This window comes from Hungatella hathewayi WAL-18680, assembly GCF_000235505.1.
GTDB classification, from domain to species: Bacteria; Bacillota; Clostridia; order Lachnospirales; family Lachnospiraceae; genus Hungatella_A; species Hungatella_A hathewayi_A.
The window spans coordinates 789,000-812,106 of record NZ_JH379028.1; the positions used below are offsets into that span (position 1 = coordinate 789,000).

Consider the following 23,107-nt stretch of genomic DNA (forward strand, 5'->3'; position numbering starts at 1 on the left):
TTTGAATGTGTTTTTATCATAGTCGATTTACGATTAGAAGTCAAGAAAATTTTCCACTTATTTTTTAATCCATATCCTGGTGCAGAAAGATGCTCCAGGATATGGTTTCCCCGTTCATGTGGGCGGTGATGGCTCCGGTGTTTTCTGTAATGAGAATCTTTATGCCATGGTTCCGGTAGCGGTCCAGGGTTTCCTGATGGGGGTGGCCGTAGGAATTGCCTTCTCCGCAGGATATAATGGCCCATTGGGGGGTGACTGATTCTAGGAGTGACTCGGAGCTGGAGTATTTGGAGCCGTGGTGGGCGGATTTCAGGACCTGGATAGGTGGGGCGGGGGTGAGAAGGGTATTTTGGGTTAACATGTCCTTTTCACCGGCTTCGCTCATGTCTCCGGTCAGGAGGACGGCGGTTTGGCCGTAAGTCAGTTCCAGGACCAGGGAATGCTCGTTTCGCTCCTGTTTTCGATGCTCGCTGCCGTGGTAGAGGCAGGTCAGGGACAGGGCTCCGGCTTTGACCCGCTCGCCGGCCTGCATCCAGTGAATCTGGCCGCCGTGGGACTCCATGAGACGTACCAGGGACTGATAGGACGGGTCCTCTCTGCCCAGCCAGGGTAAGATCAGATTTTTGATGCGGATATCGCTGTTTTCCTCCAGGAGATATTGGAGGCCGTTGATGTGGTCCTGGTCGCCGTGGCTGACGATGGCGTAGTCTACCTGGCTGATACCGAGACTTTTTAAGTATGGCTCCATAGTATTTTTGCCCAGCTCTTTTTTGTCCGTGCTGCCGCCATCTACCAGAATCACGGCGTCCTTAGAGCGGATACAGATTCCGTCTCCCTGGCCCACGTCCAGAAATGTGACTTCCAGACCTTTTGTGGGGAGCTGCCAGAGGAGAAAGAAGCACAATACTGTCCCGATGGCCAGCAGCGTGTATGGAATCATACGTCGGATGGAAATGTGGCTGCCTGCATTATCCTCTGCAATGCCGTGCTTCTGTTCACACTTCTGTTCACGCTTCTGTCCGCATTTCTGTCCTCGCTCCTGCCCATACCTCTGCACCAGCACGCAGCACACATACCATAGCAACACAGCCATCGCCGCTATATAAACTCCAATCTGCCACAGCCGCGGCTGTCCCACAATCAAATTTGCTCCAGGCAGCCGCTCAACACAGCTGCACAGCCAGCGGTAAAACTCCAGAATATAGTGTCCGCTTCCAACCGCCACAACCCCGGCCGGGCGCCATACGGCGCCCAGCGCTATCCCAAGGATTCCGGAAACCACCACATATCCCATCAACGGAATCACTACCAGATTCAGCACAATCCCATATATTGGATATTCATAAAAATGATACACAATCACCGGACATGTCACCATCTGGACGGCAACGCCCAGGACGACAGTCTTTCCAAAGCTGTTTTTTATCTCCAGCTTCTCCACCATCCAAGGGCCCAGCCCTCCAATAGCAGCCACGGCCCCAAAGGACAACTGGAAGCCGGCCTGGGTCACCAGGCCCGGATATTCCAGCAGAATCAGAATGCAGGCCAGTCCGGCCGCCGACAGCATATCGTAACTCCTCCCCAGATATCCGGCCAGCAGAAAGACAAGCAGCATACAAACCGCCCGCATCACCGACGAGGAACCTCCAGTCAGAATTCCATAACTGACAATGGCCGCCGCCCCTATGATTCCTGCGGCGCCATAGCTCATACCGGCACGCCGCAGCCCCCGATACACACACATTCCCACCAGCGAGATATGCAGTCCGCTGATGGCCAGCAGATGGGCGATCCCATTCCGCTGGTATAACCTCCTCACCCCGTCATCCAGCGCCGTCTTATCCCCCAGAATCGCCGCCTGGAATATCCCGTAGTCCTCCGGCTCGCAGATACTCTCAAGCACCTCCCCGGCCGCCAGCCGCATCCGGTACAGCCAGTCCCGATACCGCCAGCCCGGCTCCTTCCACCCTTCCTTCCGGGGACCGTCCACAACCTTCATATCCTCCCCAAACATCTGCAGCCGAAACCCCAGCGCCCGGTAATACTCTTTAAAATCAAACTCCCCCGGATTCCTGGCCTCCGACGGTTCCTTTATCTCCCCCCAAACAGCCACCTCCATCCCCAGCCGTACCGTCAGAGACTCTTCCACCCTCTCAAACTTCTCCTTCTCCACATAAACCACCATATCCGGCGCATCCCATTCTCCGCTCCCCACAAATTCGTTTCCATCCAATTCTCCTCCCGTCCACGTCCCAGTCCCCATCCCCCGGCACCCGGACAGCGTCAGCCCATAACTCTTCTCCTTCTCCCCAATCTCCTCCACAATCCCGCGCACCCACACCCGTTTCCCCTCCGTGAGCCGCAGTGCCTCTTTCTCCACTCCATCCTTCCGATACCCATTCATCCCCGCAAATCCACCCACCAGACACAAAAGCAGCAGGAACCACGTCCATGGCTTCCTGCTGCTTCTCCTTTTTCCACACAACCATAACAATCCCGGCGCTAATATCACCAGAATCCCTATTCCGACGTTCCCAGGCAGCAGAGCCAATACCTCTCCAAGTACGAATCCCCCAGCCATATACATCAGTGGTCGTTTAATTGTCTGTTCCTCCTATATCAAGATTCCGCTCAAACATGGTATTCAGCGATATCGAATCCCTGAACATCACATCCGTGGAACCGTTGATGGTTATCTGCACCTTGTTGACGGAGGTAAGCCCCGACAGCGAATTGACGATGGAGTAAATCGGAATCGTATCCATCACCTCCTCCGTATTATTCAAAAATGCAGAGTCAAAATTAATATAGCACACATTTTCATTCACCGATACATTGAGTAACTTGGTGTCCTTCGGCAGCGTCCGCTTTCTCCCCGGCTCCTCCGGCCCCTTTATCAGTTCCTCAATAATCAGCTTTTCCAGCGAAGTGTTCACATTGTGCACCACTTCCCTCTGTTCCTCCACCAAAGATTCTCCGGTCTCATCCGCGAAGTACAGCACCAGCTCCGTCTTCTCAAACGCATTGACATCACTGATACTCTCCACAAAATCCCCGCCGGCCATCATTCCCACCGGATTCCCCGCCTTGTCAAGCAGCGGCTGGTCACCCACGTAGATGTTAATGTAGTCGATACCCTCAATCTGAGTCAGTGTCTTTGCAAGGGCCGCCCGGCACAGAATCTCCCTGGTGGTATTCATATTGGAACGACTGCCGTAGCCCGCGTCAAAATACAGGTACAGCACCATTTCTTCCCTCTGGTATTTCGTCAGAGTCACCTTGTCCGACAAGGCCGCCTGGCTGTCCAAATCCTGGGGAACCGTCACAAACTGGTTCCAGATTTCTCCAATCAGCGCGTCCGTGTCCGTGGTCTCTGTCACATAGTCCTGGGGCGCCAGCCTTGTCATCGACGAATTCAGATAATAAATCTTATACGTATGCTCCGTATCCGACACCTGACGTTCTCCGGAACACCCAGTCAGCAAAACCACAAGAAAAAGAAACAGCGTCATCACTCTTTGCTTCATATTCTGCCTCCTTCTCTATGGGATATAAGTCAAAGGCACGCGCACCGTAAAGGTCGAGCCTTCGCCCTCTTTGCTAATCACCTTGATGGCTCCCTTGTGCATCAGAATCACCTTTCTGGTGATGGCAAGCCCAAGTCCCGTGCCTCCGGTCTCCCTGGAGCGGGCCTTGTCCACCCGGTAGAAGCGCTCAAAGATATTTTCCTGGAATTCCTCCGGAATGCCGCAGCCGGAATCCGCCACCTTCACATAGAAGAACTTGTGGTCCGCATCCAATACCACCCGGACCCATCCGCCCTCCACGTTGTACTTGATCGCATTTTCTACCAGGTTGTTGAGGGCCAGGGACAGCTTCACCTCATCCACATCCGCCACCACTTCCCGGATACTCTCAAATATCAGCTCCACATTCCGCTTCTTCGCAATGGGCCGCAGCCGTTTCAATATCAGCTGCAACAGCGCGTTGATATCCACCTGGGCGATATTGATCTCCGTGGCCGCCTTGTCCATCTTCACCAGGGACAGCAAATCATCGATAATCTTGCTCTCTCTGTCTATCTCATCCGAGATATCCATCATAAACTCCCGGTACAGCTCCACCGGAACCTCTTCCATCCCCATCAGCGAGTCCGCCAGCACCCGGATGGACGTAATCGGCGTCTTCAGCTCATGTGACACATTGGACACAAATTCCTCTCTGGACTGGTCCACCGTCTTCAATCTCGTGAGCGTGGTCGTCACCGCCGACGATATCTCCCTGGTCTCCTTGTAGGTATGCTCCGCAATAGGCTCGTCAAGATTCCCTTGGGCCACCCGGTTCAGTCCCGCCTGCAGCCGCTTGAAGGGCCGCATCAGCAGCGCGATCAGCCCGAAGGCCAGCATAACCAGCACCCACAGAATCATTACCTGGAAAAAATGTGGTCTTCTCCGACGCCTTTTCCACCAGCGCCAGCAGATTCTCCGTGGAACCGGTGACCACCAGCACGCCCTCAATATTCTTCTCCGGCGTCCCGTCGTAGACCGGGGTGGTCAGGGCGATATAATGCTTGTCCTTGTGATGCCTGCTGCTGTTCTCCCCCTGAAAGCAACGGATAACCTCCTCCGACACGTTGGTCTTCCCAACGGCCAGCTTGAAGGTATCTCCAATCACCTTGAAATTCTTGTCCACCAGGATAACCCGCCCGCTGAACACATCGGCTATCACGTCCATTTCCCCGGTAATCAACGGGTCCGGGGAATCGGCGGACAGGTAGCCGGAACGGGTCATCTTGTTGCTGAGAATCAGGCACTGGTTCTGAATCTGGATAATCCGGTTCTCAATCTGCATCTGCCGGAAGGACCAGCTCATCACGTAACTCTCCGCCACCAGCGGAATCAGCCCAATCAGGACCAGAATAAAAAACAGAGGCACCTTCATGCTGATGGTATGCTTCCATTTTATTTTTTTGAATGGCATGAATGAACGCATCCCTTCCCTCCTCCATTTCTTCTCCCTTTCCTGGTACTCATTCATCCTTTAAGATATCCAGCTTCTTCGTGCACGCTACCGCCAGGGCTCCCGGCCCGATATGACAGCTGACGCTTAAGGACAGGGCGTCCACATAGACCTCCCCCGCCTCCGGGAACATTTCCTCCAGCTCCCGTTTAAACTCCATGGCGGCCTCCTCGTTGGCCGTATGCGCCACCTCCAGATAGAGGCCCTTCCCCGTCTTGTCTCCAAAACGCTCCTCCATATCCTTGGCGATGGCCGTCACCATGGTGGATTTGGCCTGCTTCATGGTTCTCGCCTTAGAAAATGCATCCAGCTTCTCTCCCTGGATGGTCAGCACCGGTTTAATCTTCAACAGCGTGCCAAGGGCCGCGGCCGCCGGTGTGATTCTCCCGCCCTTTTTCAGATATTTTAACGTATCCACGGTGATATAAATGCTGGAATCAAACTTGGTATCCTCCAGCACCTTCTGTATCTCCCCGCCGCTCATCCCACGGTCCGCCATAGCCTTGGCGTCCATCACGGACTGTCTCTGGGTCACGGAAATCCGCTGGTTATTTACCACAAACACCTGATCTTCATAATCCTGAGCCAGCATCAAGGCCGTCTGGCAGGAGCCGCTTAAGCCGCTGGACATGGGAATGTGGACAATCTGCTCATATTCCTTCAGCAAATCCTTCCACAGCGTCAAAATCGCATCCGGCGACGGCTGTGACGTGGAAATATCGCTCCCATCCCCCAGCTTCTGATAAAACTGCTGCTGGGTCAAATCCACATCCTCATAATGGGTCTGCCCGTCAATCATAAACGGCATGGGCAGTACATAAACGCCCTCCTCTTTTGCCTGCGACTGTGTAATGCCGCTGTTACTGTCTGTTACAATAGCTACTCTCATCCGATGGACTCCTTCTCTGTTATACTATACTCATCTCCTGGCCTGCCGCCATATCCCCCGCGTTGGCTGTCATGTAAAGCTGATAATACATACCATGTTTCTCCAAAAGCTGTTCGTGGCTTCCTTCCTCCACGATCCGGTTCCCCGAAAGCACCAGTATCCGGTCGGCCCCCTTAATGGTGGTCAGCCGGTGGGCGATGGTGAGTGTGGTTCTGCCTGCCGCCAGCTTGTCAAGGGACTCTGACACCAGATGCTCACTCTCGTTGTCCAGCGCCGCAGTGGCCTCATCTAACAGCAGCACCTTGGGTTCCTTTAAGAACACCCTGGCAATGCTGATGCGCTGCTTCTGTCCGCCAGACAGCTTCACACCCCGCTCACCCACATAGGTGTCGTAACCGTCCTTCAATTCCTCAATAAATTCATGGGCCCCGGCCAGCTTAGCCGCCCGGATCACGTCCTCCTTCGACGCTCCCGGCTTTCCGTAAGCTATATTTTCAAAGACACTGCCGGAAAACAGATACACATCCTGCTGCACCACGCCCACATTTCCCCGCAGACTCTGCAGGGTGACGTTCTTAATGTTCTGTCCGTCCAGCAGAATATCGCCCTCTGTCGTATCATAAAACCTGGGAATCAGATTGCACAGCGTGGTCTTCCCGCCGCCGGACGGTCCCACCAGCGCCACCTTCTCTCCCGGCCGGATTGTCAGATTGATATCCGCCAGCACCGGAGTATGGTCATCCGGATACTCGAAGGAGACATGGCGGAAGGTGATTTCCCCCTTCACGTCGTGGAGCGGAACCGCTCCTTCCTCATCAAAGATATCCACGCTGGCATCCATCAGCTCCGTAAAACGCTCAATTCCCGTCATCCCTCTCTGGAACTGCTCTGCAAACTCGATAATCCGGCGGATGGTCGCCAGAAGGGTGGTCACATACAGGGTGTACGCCACCAAATCCGCCGGCTCAATCAAGCCCTTTATCATGAAAATGCCGCCGGCCACAATCACCACCACATACATCAGTCCGTCAAACATGCGGATGGTGTTCTGGAACGCCGCCATATATTTGTAGGTCTCCCGCTTAATTCTCAGGAATTCCTGGTTGTCCTTATTAAATTTGTCAATCTCCACATCCTCGTTGGCAAAAGCCCGCACCACCTTGTTGCCAAGCAGACTGTCCTCAATCCTGGCGTTCAGCTCGCCGATGTGGTTTCTCTGGCGTTTAAACGCCTTCTTCACCTGAATGTTAAAATAGGAACAGGAGATGGCCATCACCGGAATCAGGATAAAAATGATGAGTGTCAGCAGCACATTAATCCGCGCCAGAATCACAAAGGACACCACCGTCTTCACAAACGCAATGAAGAACTCCTCCGGGCAGTGATGGGCAAACTCCGTCACGTCAAACAAATCGCTGGTAATCCGGGACATAATCTGTCCCACCTTGGTGTTATTAAAATAATTGTCCGACAACTTCTGCAGATGGGCAAATGCATCCTCCCGCATATCCGTCTCGATGGCCGCGCCCATCACATGGCCGGTGTAAGCCATATAAAAGCTGGCCAGGCCGTCGATCATGCGCAGTACAAAATAAAGCGCTCCGATTGTCACAATGGTGCGCACCGTCAGAGCCGCCAAATCATTCATCCCGATGTTGGTAATATAGCGAAGAATCAATGGCAGCACCAGTTCACAGATTGTCGTGAGGGCGGCGCAGAACAAATCCATCGTCATGATTCCCAGATATTTCCGATAATATGGTGCAAATCGTTTTAACAGTGTACTCGTTTTCATATCGTTTACTCAAGCATCCTTATGTCTTATCATATTCTCTCATTCCACAGCATGTCCGCCCGTGCGTCTCTATGCCATGTAACGCTTTCTAGTGTATCACAAAACCGTTTATTTTGCCACTGGAAAGAGCATTCGTTTTAAAACTGCGCCTGAATTTCATTCTTTTTCCTATGGAACCCCAAAAAGGCTGCTGTCACCGGCGTGGAAAACCGGCCGATGACAACAGTCTTTTTTGATTTAACGATATTAACGATGTTTATCCGGAGTGACCAGCACTCCGTGGTCCAGATAATTTTCAGAATAAAACTCAATAATCCGGTTTAAGGAACGGTCCGTAACCTGCAGTTCCTCTTCCGTCAGCCCCAGTCCCTCGGCCACCCAGCGGGCGTGCTCATCATCATAATCCATATGGGCCTGGCTGACGACTCTCCCAAGCTCTGTCAGCGTCAGCAGATAACGTCTCTGGTTTCCCTCTTCCCGGTTGCGGTTAACCAGTCCTTTCTCCACCAGCTTGTCCACCATGACAGACGTGGCTCCCTTGGTTCGGTACATCTGCTCAGACAGTTCCATCTGGCTGATTCCCTCATTTTGGGCTATGAGCTTCAGCGTATGTGCTTCGCTGGCATATAGTGATATCCCCGCGTATTCGTTAGGTTTTTTCTGTATCGCCGTCAGAATCCGGTCGACGGCGTATAAACTTTCAACTAATTTTGCGATTTCGTTTATGGATGACATATCGTAAATGCCCCTTTCCAGCCATATGCATTTGATTCGTGATTAAGTATATCACAAACCTGGGCATAAAGCCATATGTACGGAAATCGCCGCCAGCATCCATCACCGGTTAATCGCAGTCCTCATAGCTTACTTCCATCTTCACCTTGCTGTTAACAGCCAGGGCGTAAATCACGGCAACGGCCAGGATGATGACATTGCCAATAATCTCCACTTTCGCGGAGGTGACTAACAGCAGTATCACCTGGAAGGTGGCTACCAGTCCGCCAATCATACAAAAAGTATTCAATAACCCCCGGCTTACATGGAACTTGGATTTGTTCCACAGTTCCGGCATTACAGACGGCAGACGAAGCGCCGTAAAGCAAAGAATCATTTTCACCACCGCCGTAAGGATAACCGTCGCATTGGATACGGTACTGATATTCAGCCCCATTAAAATCGGAACCAGGCCAATGATATAAAATAGAAGAAGTACATTGACCGGTGTTCCAAACTTCCCGTTGATTTTGCCGAAAAAACCTGGCAGCCAGCCATCTTTGGCCGCCTGGACAACCGGCCGGCATATCCAGCCAATCGAGGCGTTTAACGTGGTCAGCAGTGCAAACATGGCGCCGCCCACGATAAAGAACACATACACCGGCTTTGGCATAATCGCTTCCGCCACCAGAGCCAGACTCTTGTTGGCCACCTCAGCCACAGGCAGCACGCCGGCCGCAATGGTTCCCATAACAGCATATATCAGCGAAATTCCAACCGTTGGAACAATAATCGCAAACGGCACATCCTTCTTCGGATTCTTCGCCTCGCCGGAAAAGTTGATAACATACTGCGCTCCGCCAGCCGCAAAGGAGAGATAGGCGGATGCCATCAGCATGCCGGTAAATCCCTTCGTCATAAAATCAGGCGGCGCAAAATAGCCAGGCTGCAAATCAGGGATACCAAAAGCAATAAATGCTCCGATTGCCAGCGCCATCACCACGCACATCACGGTCTGAAGGGCCGCCGCCTGCTTGGTGCCCAGAATATTCAGGCCAAACATGAGCGTTATAATCACAACCGCAACCAGCTTCGCCGGCGCGTTGGGAACCAGGGCCAGCAGATACTCGGTAAATGAAATCACATACATGGCAATCCCAAGTCCCGTAAACACATTCACCATCGTGAAAATGCCGGCCAGACGCTGTCCGCCAAATGCCGCGACCTGGGTATACTGCCCTCCTTTGAAACGGGCGGTACCCCCCACCAGAATCTGCGGAATTGCAGTAAAAATACAGAGAATGCCGGCAATGATAAATGCAATGTTGACACTTCGCCCGGTCATTCCAATCGCGGTGCCTGTCATAGCCATGATACCGGCGCCGATAATCTGTCCCACGGCAATCGATACCAAATCCATCCTTCCTAAGTTGCGTTTTAATTCATCAGTTTGGGCGGCCGGTACGGCAGCAGAATTCTCTTTCATTTGTGTCTCCTCCTCCAATAGGTCTATCATCACATAGTGTCAGATAATGAATCCGCATAGTATAACTCAGGCTGTCTTCGAGATGTAAACATGGCTTCCATTATGATAATTTTTTCCCGGAAGGCCGGATTGGTCATGGACTTTGCTCCTGCCGGGCACCGGCTCATACACCTGCCGCAGTCCAGACATCTCCACGCGTCAACCTCCGATACATCCAGAGGGTTGATAGCCTGAACCGGACAGTTTATCTGGCAGGCCATGCATTTCGTACATTTCTCCATATCCGTAACCGGAGCCAGGGGCAAATCGGACCCAGGGGTGTACGGGTAATTCCCTTTCACCGTCAGATGAAGCGCAGCCGGATTCTCCGTTTCGGCCAGCAGCGCGGCGGCACGCTCCCCAAACTCCCTGGCAAGAGTTAAATCATCCCCATCCGGGCGGCCAGTTCCCAGCTTATCGGTAAAACTGTGCTGGCCGATAAATGCTCCGGCCGCCACAGGAAGAAACCCATGATTCCCGCTCTCATTAACCAGCTCCAAAAGAGCATCCTCGTAATCCCGGTTCCCGTAAACCGCCACTACCACGGCCGGAATCTTCTTCGCTTCGATATAGCGGAAAAACTCCACCAGAATCTTCGGCGCCCTGCCGTAATAGACCGGCATCCCGATGACAGCCACATCCCCCTCTGTCAGGACAGCCCCCATCCAGCGGCTGTCAAAGGAGGTTCTGTCAAGCTCCAGCGTCTCATAATCCCCCATTCCCTCAGCCACTGCCTGCACAATTTTTCGGGTACTATCGCCAGGGCTGAAATATAAACGAACAATACGATTGATTTTCATATCAGTTTTCCTCCTTATCCTTGAGCCATCCTGCCATCTGCGATACATCCGGCAAATCCGCAGGCGTTGTTCCATAGTGGGCACGTTTCACGGTGAGACCCGGTTCCACCAGGAATATGGCCGGAAGCTGAAGTTCATTTCCCTCATAGGCCCCGTGAGTCAGACCGGCCGCACGGGCCGCCCCCATTTTCTTAAGCATCTGTAAATCCGCCATTTTTTCCATGGAAAGAGCCGGCGCCACATGATACTGTTTATAAAGCTGCTGCTCCGGATCACAGATAATCTCAAACGGAAATGCATCCGCTCCGATTTGCTCCCGGATACCCTCCGGCGCGCTCTGCAGCACTACCAGGGCCTTTGCCCCTGCGGCAGTGAGCTCCTCATACTGCTCCTTCAGCCGTCTCATGTCCAGCTGGCAGACGGTACAGCCATAATACCGGAGGAAGATGAGAAACGTGGGTCTGTCCACCATTTCAGACAGTGTCCCTTTTCTCCACGGAGTTTCCAGCGCCGCGTCATCCAGACGGGCCCCCTCAAACACCCGGCCCAGAGCCTGGCACATCCGGCGGAGCCCTTCCTCAAGCATGGAGCGGGGACAGGCGGTATTCATACGGAGATAATGCTCTCCGCCCGGCCCGAAGATAGGAGCCCCCTTCTTACCGCTCTCAATCAGAATATCCGCCGTCTTGACCAGATAGGTATCCACGTCAGCCCCGGCAGCTCCCTGGAGATACGGCTCCACATCAATCCAGGCAAAATAGGTTCCTTCCGGCACATCCATCTTTGCTTTCGGCAAATGTTTCGCCAGATAATCCTTAGCAAAAACCAGGTTGTCGTGAAGATAACCGTTAAGCTGGTCAATCCACGGCTCCCCGGTGGCATAGGCCGCTTCGATGGCTGTGATGGACAGCGGATTCGGATACATTACGCCGTAGTCACCGGCCGCCAGCTTGTCCCACAGCGCCTTGAGATGAGGGTCATGGATGATAATGTTGGAGTAAGCCAGTCCTGCCAGATTGAACGTCTTGGAAACCGAGGCACAGGTGATAATCTCATTCTTATGCTCCGGAAACAGCTTTTCCAGAGTCGTATGCTTCACGCCCGGCGCCACGATATCATGGTGAATCTCATCCGCGATAATGCGCACGCCGTTGGCGAAGCAGAGCTCTCCCATCCGTCGAAGCTCCTCCTCGCTCCACACACGGCCAGTCGGGTTATGGGGGGAACAGAGAAGGAACAGCGTCGTTTTGGCATCCTTCACCCTCTTCTCAAAATCCTCAAAATCAATTTCGTATCTGTCATTCCGGCGCACCAGTTCATTGGCCACAGGCGTCCTGTGAGTACAGTTGATTTTGTTGTAGAACGGCCGGTAAATCGGCGGCTGAAGCAGTACCTGGTCCCCTTCGTGTGTCATAATCTGAATCAGGTAATTGATGGCTGGAACAATGCCATTGCAGTAATACACATCCTTGGAATTCACATACCAGTCAAAACGATGCTGGAACCAGCCGCAGATGCTGCGGAAAAATTCTCCCGTCAGATTGGCGCTGTACCCAAAGGTCTTGTTGTCCACCCGTCGGTGCAGTGCCTCAATCACCCCGTCAGGACACGCAAAATCCATGTCAGCCACCCAAAACGGCAGTGTACTGGTGCCAGCGCATGAATTCTGCACCGGCATGAACTCCCATTTGCCACAGTTGATGCCGTGGCGGTCAATCAGTTCGTCAAAATTGTATGGCATGATCGATACCTCCTTTTAAATGTTTAATAGTTAAACAGTTCTGTATGTAAACAGTTTAACACGTATGTTATATATGTCAACAAAAAGGGAGATGATTCTTCTTTTTTCTACATTTTGTACAAATTGGGGTGACGATTTTTGTCTATAAATTCAGAAAACCTCTCGTTTAATGAAAAAAATCTATTAAAAAAAGCACAGCCCTTTAGCCATGCTTCGATTAAATTATTACTATATCATATATCAATTCCTTTATGACCCCATATCATGGAATATTTTATTTTCCTCCTATTTCCGCTTCCGGTACCGGCTGTGCTTTCCCCTTCCATCATCACTCCCATCACCCTGTCATAGCGATAGGCAGAAAAAATCATCCCCAATAGAAACATATTGAACAGGATACTAATCCGCCCTTCCGAAACCATGGGAAGATTGGGAAATGTCCCGTACTGGTGTCCGAAATTTCCCAGCAGGTAAAAGACTCCCTGCCACAACAGACACTGCCCACAGCAAAAAGCCAGAGACGAGGCCAGAATTCCCCGTATTTTTAAAATGCAGGAAAACAGCAGCACATAGAATAAAAGCAGCACTGCCACCAGCGCCATTCCCGGAATCCACCCAAACAGGAAGATACCTGTGGCTATCACATAATTATTATGGTAATGCTGCGGCAGCATATCCCACAGTGTCACGTTTGACTCCTGATAATCAATATATCGGGGCAGAACCCCTTCCTCCCAAAGTGCGTCCGATTTCTGTCTAAACTCCCGCAGTTTCTCCTCCGTGTCAAGATTGGTGGCATCCAGACCTATCTGACGCTCATCTTTATCCGCAAAATACCACGCTCCGGTCCCATAGTTCATCTGTTCCTCTGGGGACAGCTCCAGGCCATGGGTAAGCGGGGTCCGCGAAAGCAGATTTTGAATCAGAACACTGTTGTAGGCGTCATCCCAGGTGCTGTAAACCGCTTCCTCCGGATGTAAAAATATCTGTAACAGTGTTCTCTGGCCGGAGCTCGTCACAAACACGGCACCAGTCATTGCCGCACAGCCAAGACTCACCGCCATGAGAGTCCGCATATTCCACAGCAGAATCTTCCTATAAAATAAAAAACAAATGGTTCCACAGATACTAAACAGAAATAAAACCATGGCCGTCATGTTTCTATACGGTATGTTAAAGGTTACCAACCCTATCCATAGGGTTGTCACGGCAGCAAACAAAACTACCAGCTTTTTCTGGCTTTTTCGAAACCGGTATATAATCATTGTGAGCACCGGAGCCAGCATAAGTATGGAAAAATAAACCACTCCGGCTCTCCCTGGCATAGACCAGCCAAAACCGGTAACCCCAAACATCCCTGCCTGGACCAGATATATCAGAATGACTGCCACCATCACCGGACGCCAACAGCGTACCAGAAAGGGATACCCCTTCCAGGTGACCACCAGCAGAAGCAGTGGAGCAATAAGATAATACAGATACCCGCCCATTTCCTGTTCCGGCGTCCACTGCATATAGGCAGTCAGAGCAAAACCGGCCATTAGCAGTACAAAAGTTAACGCTGTCAGAGCCGGCGCATGCTGCACTCGGTGGATGGCATTTAAATCCGTTCCTATCGATACGGCATCTCCCATAGCTTCCACGGCACGTTTTTCCGCTTCCTCTGTCCGCATGCCTTCCCTCTCATACTCTTCCCTTCTGTCCTCGATATGCTCCCTCAGTTCCCGGCTGATTGCCGGACGGAGCGGTCGATAGGAAATCTGTTCCGTTACTTCCTCCAAAAATGATTCCGTCCTGTTCTCAGCCAAACACTTCACCCCCAATCACCCGATTGACGGCATCCTGATACACCTGCCACTCCGCTGTCTTTTCCGCAAGCACTTTTCTCCCATGCTCCGTAATCTCATAATATTTTCTCGTGCGTCCATTTTCCGCAATCTTCTGCACACCTGTTACCGCTCCCTGCTGCTCCAGCCCATGAAGAATAGGATATAATGTGCCCTCCTGCAAGCAGAACACCTGCTGACTCTGCCACTCCAGTTCCTTGATTATCTGATATCCATACATACTCTGCTGTTCCAACAATTTTAACACCATCATAGATGTCCCCAGCGCCATGTAGCGTTTATCCATTGAGTGCCTCCTTCCCTATGCCTGGATAATCCAGGTATTATGTCTCTATTATACATAGGTAGTCTAGGTGTGTAAACGGTTTTATTTCTTAAATTTTACAACAGCTTCCAAATCACGGGTAAAACAGAATCATATGCAGAATTGCAGTTTCCTCTCCAATATTCTTATAGGAATGGACCGTGTCGGCTTTAAACCGGATGCTCTCGTCCTTCCCGACCCCAAATCTCTGGCCGTCCGCGTAAATCTCAATCCGGCCGGCGGCTACCGTGATAAATTCGGCGGTTCCCCTCAAATGCGGTTCCGATTCCCAATAGCTTCCCACGTCCAGTTCCAGATAATAGACGGCAAACCTCCGGTTCTCGTCATCCGGAAACAGCGGGTAATTTTTTACCTTCCCGTCATCCTCCAGCAGGGGCTGGATTTCTGACTTTCTGACTATCTCATAGGGACTTTTGGGGCGGACGGTCAGGGCGTCAAAGGGGACCTTCATCCCATTGGAAATCTTCCACAAGGTGGACAGTGTGGGATTTCCCTCCCCACGCTCTATCTGCGCCAGCATACTCTTGCTGACGCCGCTTAACTTTGCAAGCTCCTCCATGCTCAGTTTATGTTCTTCCCGAAGGCGTTTTACATTTTTAGCGACGATGAGATTCATGGTATCCAAAAAAATCACTCTCCTCTATTGACAATATATTGCACAAGTTGTATCATTATATCACACGCGTGCAATATATCGTTCATTTTGTAACATTATACTATTTTATCTTGAACTTGTAAAGGAGAAAGGAAAGGATTCCAGATGTTCCATTTCTATGATTTTTTCATTTATTGTTTTATCACAGCCTACACGCCGGGCGCCAACAATCTGCTTTCCATGAGCAATGCCATCCGGCTGGGGTTTCGAAGGAGTGTCCGCTTTAATTTTGGCATACTGGCCGGATTTACGGCGGTAATGTCTGTCTGCACTGCGTTCAGCGCGACGCTCTATTCATTTCTGCCCAAAGTGAAGATTGTCATGCAGCTGCTTGGAGCCGCTTACATGCTCTATCTTGCGTGGAAGGTCTTTCAAAGCTCCGCCGATTTAAACGCCGACAGCCAGAAAGAAGCCAGCTTTCTCTCCGGCATGATATTGCAGTTTGCCAATCCCAAAATTTACATCTATGCCATTACGGCGATGTCCCTCTATATTTTGCCGGTCTATCACTCCACCGGGGCATTGATTGGATTCACCGCGCTGTTATCTCTTATCGGCGCCTCCGGCTCTTTTGTATGGGCGTTGTTTGGGGCGGCATTTTGCAAATTCTTCTCGAAACACACGAAACCGGTCAATACCGTGATGGCGCTTCTGCTTGTTTACTGCGCTGTTTCACTGTTTCTCTCTTAAAGGACACAAAAACAGGCCAATTACGAAAGAATGTTATCTTTCTTCCGTAATTGACCTGTTCTACTTATGCTTTATTATGTACAGGTAATGCTTCCGTTCCCTCTCACAATCACCCCTTGGAGAGACTTCCCTTCTTGGACCGTGTCTTGCTGTACAGTGTCAGCAGAACCGTACCAATCACACCTGCGGAAACCGCGTTGCTGATGGCGGCCACAACGCCCTGGGTAAATACCAGGTTCATTGGCTCGGCGTAAATCACGATGTCGAGAACCGGCGCCACTACAATCCAGGCAATGGCGTTGGCAATAATCTGATATACGTTGAACATAATCATGTCCTTGCCGGAGAATTCACCATCCTCCACATGCAGTTTTGGATATACCAAACCAATCAAAAAGCAGCTGGTGCCGCTGGCGATAACCCAGCTCCACCATGCGGAACCGTACTGAATGGAATCAGACAGTGCATGTCCGATAAATGCAATCAGGCCACCTGCAATCGGTCCGAACAGAGCGCCGAAAAATGCCCCGATGCCGTAAGCCGTCTGAATATCCGTCTCCGGGATACCGGTCGGAATCTTCACATACATGAACAGCAGGGTGAATAACGCTGCTCCCAAACCTGTTGCCACAATTGTCTTGGTCTTAAACTCAAATAACTTCTTCATAGCTTTACCCTCCTTATGTGTGTACAACATAAAACTACTGTGTTAAGACTACTCACATTCTGATATTTTGTCAAGTAATTCCAGTTATTATTTTGTAAATTCTACTTTCCAGTCCGGACCGTAGGACAGGGAATACTTGTCGCTGAAGCTGCCCTGGCTTACCGCCATCGCCACTTTCATCAGCTCATTGTTGTAAATCATCGGGTCACCCTTCTGGGCAAAGCCAAAGCTCTGATGGAACAGCACCTTCTGATCGAACACCACTTCCCCCTCGTGGGTTACTTTTACAGTCACATAATCCCCGTATGCAAATCCTGCCTCCTGGAAGGTCTTCAACGGGATGTTGGTCCACAGGTTGCCGAAGTTGGGGTCGTTGATTTCAAAGACACCGCTCACTTTTCCAGGCTCCGCATGGGGTTCCAGAATCTCGTGCTCCACAATCTCCTCCACCGGATACTCCGGTCCAACGCCCTCGAAATCAATGATTCCGCTTGCCAGACGAGCCGCGGTGTAACCGAACAAATCTCTTCCGTGGAAAATAGCCACGCCCTCGGTTCCCTTTCCTCTCAGACGGTTGACACTCTCATCAATCTCTCTCACCGCCTCGATGCCGATTAATTTCTTCACATGAGTCAGAGAGCCATTGTCCGGAGTGACAATATAATATCCGTCCACGGTCTTCGCCACACACGGGCGGCGCTTGGTGCCGACACCCGGGTCTACCACAGACACATAAACGGTTCCCTCTGGCCAGAACTGTAAGCTCTGATACAGACGGTAGCTGGCACTCCAGGTATCAAACTGCGGCAGCTCATGGGTTCCGTCCATAATCTCCAGTTCCCGGTCCACGCATTTAACAACTCCGTACATGGAGCTGACAGCGCCTTCTTTGTAGGTAAAGTCTGTTTGAAAAACTAAAAGTGGTTTCATAGCAATTCTCCTTTTCATAATATATTTTCTTATTTATTAGAACAATTTAAACAAACGGATTAAAGAATCTGGACTGGTTCACAAAGAACGTCATAAACAGGGAGCCGAGGAACACGCACAGCGCAAATCCCATAGCCATCCAGTCCTGCTTATACAGCGGCTTCGCCACATACCAGGTCCGTTTTTTCTTCTTCCCAAATCCCCGCAAATCCATGGCGTTGCTGATAAGCTCAATCCGGTCAAGGGTGGAGAAAATCAACGGCACACAGATGTTCATCACATTTTTCACCCTGGTCCCCAGCTTCTCCTTCCGGGACAAATCAAGCCCACGGCTCTGCTGCGCCAGCGCGATATCCTGATAGTCGCGAATCATATCCGGGAAATACCGCAGGGTCAGCGACAATGCATAGGCCGCCTTGTAATTGCACCCCACCCGGTTGATGGACGCCGCAAACTCACTGGGATTGGTGGTCAGCAGAAATATCATGCCCAGCGGCACTACCGAAGCGTACTTGGTCACCTTCGTCACCTGATAGAGCAGCTGCTCCTGGGTCACCACATACCGCCCCGCGATATGAAACATCTCATGCTTCGTCCCATAAATCTCCACGCCGTACTGGGGGCTGAAGATAAAGGTCAGAATAAAATTCATCGCCAGAAAGATAATCACGTAGATAGTCATCAGCTTAATCTGCTTAAAGCTGATTTCCGACATCCGGAAAAATATCACCGACAGCACCATCACAAACAGGATGTAGCGGATGTCATAGGAAAACATAACCGAAAATGTCATGCAGATAAAGCACACCAGCTTCGTCAGTCCCGACAGGTTATAGATAAAATTATCACGGTCAATATAGTCAAATAATTTACTCTTCATCCCTTACCGCAGCCCCCTCTCGTAATCAATAAAGTTCTGCACGAATCTGGCCGGATCCTCAATCTCACATTTCACCGCCAGCTCATACAGAGAGGTGATTTTTAAGTTCGCCTTCTCGGCAATCTCTTCGTTGGTCAGAATATCCGCCGCCGTGGAGTCTCCCAGCTTCTGCCCGTCGGAAATGACGATGGCATGGGGCGTGTATTCTAACATCAAATGCATGTCGTGAGTAATCATGAGAATGGTCACGCCCTGGCTGTTCAGACTCTTCAAAAACTCCATAATCTCCGTGTAATGATGGTAGTCCTGCCCGGCCGTCGGCTCATCCAGGATTAACACCTTCGGCTCCAGCGCCAGCACCGACGCGATGGTCACACGCTTCTTCTGGCCGTAGCTCAATGCGGAGATCGGCCATTTCTTAAAGGGTGACAGGCCGCATATCTGGAGCGCCTTGTCCACTCTCCGCTCCACCTCGGATTCCTCCACGCCCCGGATGTGAAGCCCCAGCGCCACCTCGTCATAGATCATGGGTTTGCATATCATCTGGTTGGGGTTCTGCATCACGAATCCAATCTTGTCGGAGCGCTCCTTGATGGTCTTCCCCTTCAAGTCCTCCCCCTCAAACAGGATTCTGCCCTCATCCTCGGTGATGAAGCCGCAGATTAATTTCGCCAGCGTGCTCTTGCCGGCTCCGTTGGTGCCCACAATGCTAACCATTTCCCCCTCTTCGATGGCAAAGCTGATATCCTTCAGGATCTTCCGCTTCTTCGTGTACTGGAAGCTGACATGGTCCGCCTCCAGAATCTTCGGCCGGTCCGCCGCTTTCTCTGCCGCCTTCAGCCCCAGATTCCAGGTCTTAATCTGTTCCTTCACGCTGTCAATATCCAGCGTCTCCATCCGCCCCGGGTGAATCTCCGGCGTCACATGGACCCCGGCATATTTTAATGCCGTCGCGTATAACGGCTCCCGAATCCCCAGCTTTGGCAAAATGTCGGCCGCAATCAGCTCGTCCGGCGTCATATCCGCCGCAATTCTTCCATCGCTGACCACGACGATTCTGTCCACATCCCGGTACAACACGTCCTCCAGACGGTGCTCGATGATGACAACCGTCTTGTTTAATGTCTTCCACACCTGGTCAATCAGGTCGATGGCGGTCTTTCCCGTGGCCGGGTCCAAGTTCGCCAGCGGCTCGTCAAACAGCAGGATGTCCACATCGTCCACCAGCACGCCCGCAAAGGAAACTCTCTGCTTCTGGCCGCCTGACAGTTCAAACGGGGAAGACTTTAGCAGCTGCCCCATGTCCACCAAATCGGCCACCCGCTGTACATTTTCCCGCATGGGAACCAGGTCCACGCAGTCATTTTCCAGAGCAAAGGCGATATCCTCGCCCACGGTCAGGCCGATAAACTGACCGTCCGCATCCTGAAGCACGGTTCCCACCAGCTTGGACAGTTCAAAAATGTTCATATCCCTGGTCTCTTTGTCCTTGATTTTCAAACTTCCGGTGATTTCCCCCTTGTAGGCAAAGGGGATCAGGCCGTTCAGACAGTTTCCGATGGTACTCTTGCCGCTGCCGCTGGGGCCAACGATTAAGACCTTCTCTCCTTCATATATGGTCAGATTGATGTCGTGGAGCGTGGGCTCCGCCTGGCTGAAATACTGGAACCCAAAGGATTCAAACTGAATCACCGGTTTTCTCTTCGTCTCTTCCATGTTCTTCCTCCCATCACGCCTGAAGGCGGCAGTCAACTTTGTATTTATCCGGAAGGAAATAGTATTTCACCCGCGCTAACGGCCGTCCTTCCCTTCCAAACAGAATCTGCTCGATGTAGAGCAGCATCGTTCCCTCTTCTATCTTCATGTATGAGACCACCTGCTCATCCGCCCCGGCGGCCTGGATAATCATCTCCCCGGTGGCGGCCTGCTGGTACAGCTGCTCATTCATAAACCGCACAAGCGCCTCCTCCGAGTCCCGCTGAATTCCCAAATCATCCAACAGACGGACCGGTATCTGCAAAAATGCCTGTCCCACCGGACCTTCCTCGCCCCAGTAGACATTGTTGCTGGCCAGCACCTCTTCCTCCGGCTCCAGCTTCAGTTTCTCCCTGGCAATCAGCGTGGGCTTTCCGAAATTATAGTCGGCCGTCACGTTGAGAATCGGCTCCTTGGCGCAGTCCATCAGAAAATTATAGAGATTTTTCTCCTCTTTCTTGTGGCTGTCATAGGAGACGTAGGTCCCCTTCCCCTGATGCTTGTAAATGTAGCCGTCCTGGCAGAGAATCGCCAGCGCCTGCCGCAGAGTGTTGCGGCTCACCTTGTAGGTGGCGGCCAGTGCATTTTCACTGGGCAGAAGGCTGTCCTTCTCGTAAACGCCGTCCATCAAATCCTGGTACAGCTGGTTGTAGACCGGAATGTAGGATGGCAGCTTCTTCTCCACCTTCTGGAGCGTCGCCCACATGCCAATCTTTCGAAATCCCAGTCTGGCATAGAGGTTGTGCTCCTCCTCCCGCTCACAAAACAGGCAGGGGGTCTTCCCCTCCTCTAAAATGCCCCGGCTGATGCGGCTGACAAGGGCGGATGCGATTCCTTCTCCCCGCCTGTCCGGCAATGTGGCCACGCCGCCAATCATCACCGTCTTCTCGCTTTTGGCAGCGCTGTTGGCCTGGGCGATGACACGGCCGTTCTCCTCCCGGTAGAAATGGACGCCGTCCCCATTTTCCAACCGGTCGCCTATCATTTCCTTGGAACCGTAGAGGGTGCGCATCTGGGGAATCTCCATCAGAAACTCATAGAGCTTGTCCTCGTCCCCCGGCACCGCCTTTACATCCCTTACATCGTCCGCCGCCAGATGACTGCCATCTTCCAGCAGATAGAGAGGCTTTTCCTCCAGCCGGTATCCCGGCAGAACCTCGGTGACCTGCTTGACGTCCGCGGACCGTCCCATCACCACGGCCGGAGTCCAGCGTGCAAACAGATCCTTTAAAAACTCCTGATTGATACGGCTTTCCCGGCTGTACAGGATCAGATTCTGGTAGAACGTCAGGTACACGCCGTGAATCACATCCTCCTCCACCTCCGCGTACACGTTCTGAAACTCCTTATCAAAGCCGAAGTTGCTGATATCTGCCAGCAGAAAGGTATTGTAAACCGGCTCGCCTCTCAAATATTCCAGAAGCTCTTCCCGCATATCTTCTCCACATCGTAGGACCATGCCACTCCCCCTCTCCATTTCACGTCTTTTCCGCCCGCCAAAGGTATGACCTGGCAGTGCGGAAACAACTTGTTCAACAAGTTGAGTGTAGTACATTTACCTGCCATTTGTCAATAGATTTCGACAAAGAAAAAAAAGCTGGACGCCTTAAAATTTTTAAGGCAGAACCGCTTTTTTCTCAATAATTTTATGTGGTATCATGTTCCCGGAATGACAGTGGGAATCCATGGCTCCGGGCCGCTGCGGGACAGGGCTTCCAGTTTAATCCCAGTTCTGCCGTAGAAATCATTGGCCCACGACCTGGTATTATAAAACAGGATGCCTCCCTGGCCGCCGTCGTCCATGTAAAAAATCCGTTTCGGATTCTTCTCCTGCTCCAGAACCTCGTTGAAGAAACCGATGATATCCGGGTCAATCCAGTCGTACATCATCCGGGCCTCGAAGGCGTAAGCATTTTTGTTATAGCGGAACAGGACCAGAATCGCGCCGGTTCCCTCGTCCCAGTTGGCATTTTGCAGGTCCTCCTTCATGTCGGTCAGCTCAAAATCTCCGCCGCTCATCGCGTGAAAGCCCTTTAAAATGTCGATGTAGTTCTCACTGATATCCCAGCTCTCAAAATCCAGCCAGTATACGGACGGGTGGTAGATATACTCCTCCTTTTCCTCGTCGTAGTCTCCCACTCCCATCTCGCCGAGAATGCCCACATAGGGGGTTCCCTCAATATAGGCGCGGTAGTAATCGTCCTCCTCCATCCAGGTCTTGTACTGCTCCATTTTTTCCTCACTGGGGGGCTCGATGCCAAGCGATTTCAATACCTCCACCTGAACCTCCAGTGGCATGTAATCGGGGTAATCCTCCTTGTGGAAGACGAAGGGTTCTGTCTCCTCCATGGGGTCCTGGTAAATGGCGGGTCCATTTTCCTCTATGGAACGGTACACATTTCCGACCACGGAAGTCACCATCGCACCTCCCAGACCGGCAGCCGCCAGCGCCAGCAGAACGATTCCTAACACCATTTTGGGATTCCAGCCGGATTTGACCACCGGGGGCTGAAACTGGATTCCCATCTGATAAAAATAGCCATAGAACCGGTCGGCTTCCTCCTGGCTTTTGAAGACCTCCTTTGGGATAAAGAGATAGCGTTTTCCATGCTTATCGAAGAAAAACAGGGTGTCTCCCATATCAAACCGGTGACAGTAGTCAGACCACAGAAACGCTTGATATTTGTCATTGTCATAGACATATCCGCCCTCCGGCCGAATGCCGATCTCCCAGATACCGATGGTATCATTTTGAATCTTTCCCGTGGCTGCCATGCTCCGGTAATAGGCGTCCGATTTTCTGCTCCGGAGTGTATCGCTCAACAGCAGAAAACCCTCAACTGCCAGAAATACCACAAAGTAAAGGAGATCCCGG

The 23,107-nt window shown here is 51.7% G+C and carries 18 protein-coding genes and 1 pseudogene; 1 reads left to right on the forward strand and 18 read right to left on the reverse strand.

The window, feature by feature from the left end:
• Positions 1-64 precede the first annotated feature (64 nt).
• The 12 genes and pseudogenes from HMPREF9473_RS19385 to HMPREF9473_RS19440 all read right to left on the reverse strand — a co-directional run bounded on the left by HMPREF9473_RS19385 (position 65) and on the right by HMPREF9473_RS19440 (position 15,280).
• The gene (locus HMPREF9473_RS19385; protein ID WP_207636807.1) at positions 65-2,581 is read right to left on the reverse strand and encodes a ComEC/Rec2 family competence protein; all 2,517 of its coding nucleotides are present in this window, start codon (positions 2,579-2,581) and stop codon (positions 65-67) included.
• Positions 2,582-2,597: 16 nt separating this feature from the next.
• The gene (locus HMPREF9473_RS19390; protein WP_006781904.1) at positions 2,598-3,527 is read right to left on the reverse strand and encodes a GerMN domain-containing protein; all 930 of its coding nucleotides are present in this window, start codon (positions 3,525-3,527) and stop codon (positions 2,598-2,600) included.
• Positions 3,528-3,542: 15 nt separating this feature from the next.
• Positions 3,543-4,980: pseudogene (locus tag HMPREF9473_RS28800) on the reverse strand (sensor histidine kinase).
• A gap of 49 nt (positions 4,981-5,029) precedes the next feature.
• Entirely contained in the window at positions 5,030-5,908 is an 879-nt protein-coding gene (locus tag HMPREF9473_RS19400; protein WP_006781907.1) for a DegV family protein, read from the reverse strand.
• Positions 5,909-5,927: 19 nt separating this feature from the next.
• Positions 5,928-7,703 (reverse strand): ABC transporter ATP-binding protein, encoded by a 1,776-nt coding sequence (locus tag HMPREF9473_RS19405; RefSeq protein ID WP_006781908.1) that lies wholly within the window; start codon positions 7,701-7,703, stop codon positions 5,928-5,930.
• 246 nt (positions 7,704-7,949) lie between these two features.
• Positions 7,950-8,438, reverse strand: a complete 489-nt coding sequence (locus HMPREF9473_RS26490) for a MarR family winged helix-turn-helix transcriptional regulator (RefSeq protein ID WP_006781909.1) — start codon at positions 8,436-8,438, stop codon at positions 7,950-7,952.
• A 109-nt stretch (positions 8,439-8,547) separates the two neighbouring features.
• The gene (locus HMPREF9473_RS19415) at positions 8,548-9,903 is read right to left on the reverse strand and encodes an APC family permease (RefSeq protein ID WP_006781910.1); all 1,356 of its coding nucleotides are present in this window, start codon (positions 9,901-9,903) and stop codon (positions 8,548-8,550) included.
• Positions 9,904-9,932: 29 nt separating this feature from the next.
• Positions 9,933-10,742, reverse strand: coding sequence for a 4Fe-4S binding protein (locus tag HMPREF9473_RS19420; protein ID WP_006781911.1), 810 nt, complete (start codon positions 10,740-10,742; stop codon positions 9,933-9,935).
• 1 nt (position 10,743) lies between these two features.
• Positions 10,744-12,483 carry a PatB family C-S lyase gene (locus HMPREF9473_RS19425; RefSeq protein WP_006781912.1) on the reverse strand — a complete coding sequence of 580 codons (1,740 nt, stop codon included), beginning with the start codon at positions 12,481-12,483 and terminating at the stop codon, positions 10,744-10,746.
• Positions 12,484-12,716: 233 nt separating this feature from the next.
• Entirely contained in the window at positions 12,717-14,291 is a 1,575-nt protein-coding gene (locus HMPREF9473_RS19430; protein ID WP_175422903.1) for a permease prefix domain 1-containing protein, read from the reverse strand.
• Positions 14,284-14,616 carry a PadR family transcriptional regulator gene (locus tag HMPREF9473_RS19435; protein ID WP_006781914.1) on the reverse strand — a complete coding sequence of 111 codons (333 nt, stop codon included), beginning with the start codon at positions 14,614-14,616 and terminating at the stop codon, positions 14,284-14,286. Before HMPREF9473_RS19435 ends, HMPREF9473_RS19430 begins: the two co-directional genes overlap by 8 nt.
• A 112-nt stretch (positions 14,617-14,728) precedes the next feature.
• Positions 14,729-15,280, reverse strand: a complete 552-nt coding sequence (locus HMPREF9473_RS19440; protein ID WP_006781915.1) for a helix-turn-helix domain-containing protein — start codon at positions 15,278-15,280, stop codon at positions 14,729-14,731.
• A 135-nt stretch (positions 15,281-15,415) separates the two neighbouring features.
• Between HMPREF9473_RS19440 and HMPREF9473_RS19445 the strand changes: the two genes are divergently transcribed.
• The gene (locus HMPREF9473_RS19445; RefSeq protein WP_006781916.1) at positions 15,416-16,000 is read left to right on the forward strand and encodes a LysE family transporter; all 585 of its coding nucleotides are present in this window, start codon (positions 15,416-15,418) and stop codon (positions 15,998-16,000) included.
• Positions 16,001-16,109: 109 nt separating this feature from the next.
• Here HMPREF9473_RS19445 and HMPREF9473_RS19450 read toward each other — a convergent pair whose 3' ends face one another.
• The 6 genes from HMPREF9473_RS19450 to HMPREF9473_RS19475 all read right to left on the reverse strand — a co-directional run.
• Positions 16,110-16,667 (reverse strand): ECF-type riboflavin transporter substrate-binding protein, encoded by a 558-nt coding sequence (locus tag HMPREF9473_RS19450; RefSeq protein ID WP_006781917.1) that lies wholly within the window; start codon positions 16,665-16,667, stop codon positions 16,110-16,112.
• An 87-nt stretch (positions 16,668-16,754) separates the two neighbouring features.
• Entirely contained in the window at positions 16,755-17,597 is an 843-nt protein-coding gene (locus HMPREF9473_RS19455) for an SAM hydrolase/SAM-dependent halogenase family protein (RefSeq protein WP_006781918.1), read from the reverse strand.
• Between the two features lie 46 nt (positions 17,598-17,643).
• Complete coding sequence (locus HMPREF9473_RS19460) at positions 17,644-18,477, reverse strand: energy-coupling factor transporter transmembrane component T family protein (RefSeq protein ID WP_006781919.1); 834 nt, start codon at positions 18,475-18,477, stop codon at positions 17,644-17,646.
• Between the two features lie 3 nt (positions 18,478-18,480).
• Positions 18,481-20,193, reverse strand: a complete 1,713-nt coding sequence (locus HMPREF9473_RS19465; RefSeq protein ID WP_006781920.1) for an ABC transporter ATP-binding protein — start codon at positions 20,191-20,193, stop codon at positions 18,481-18,483.
• Positions 20,194-20,206: 13 nt separating this feature from the next.
• Positions 20,207-21,691 (reverse strand): GNAT family N-acetyltransferase, encoded by a 1,485-nt coding sequence (locus HMPREF9473_RS19470; RefSeq protein WP_034859648.1) that lies wholly within the window; start codon positions 21,689-21,691, stop codon positions 20,207-20,209.
• A 197-nt stretch (positions 21,692-21,888) separates the two neighbouring features.
• Positions 21,889-23,107: hypothetical protein (locus tag HMPREF9473_RS19475; RefSeq protein WP_006781922.1), on the reverse strand; the 1,219-nt coding region annotated here is incomplete at its 5' end.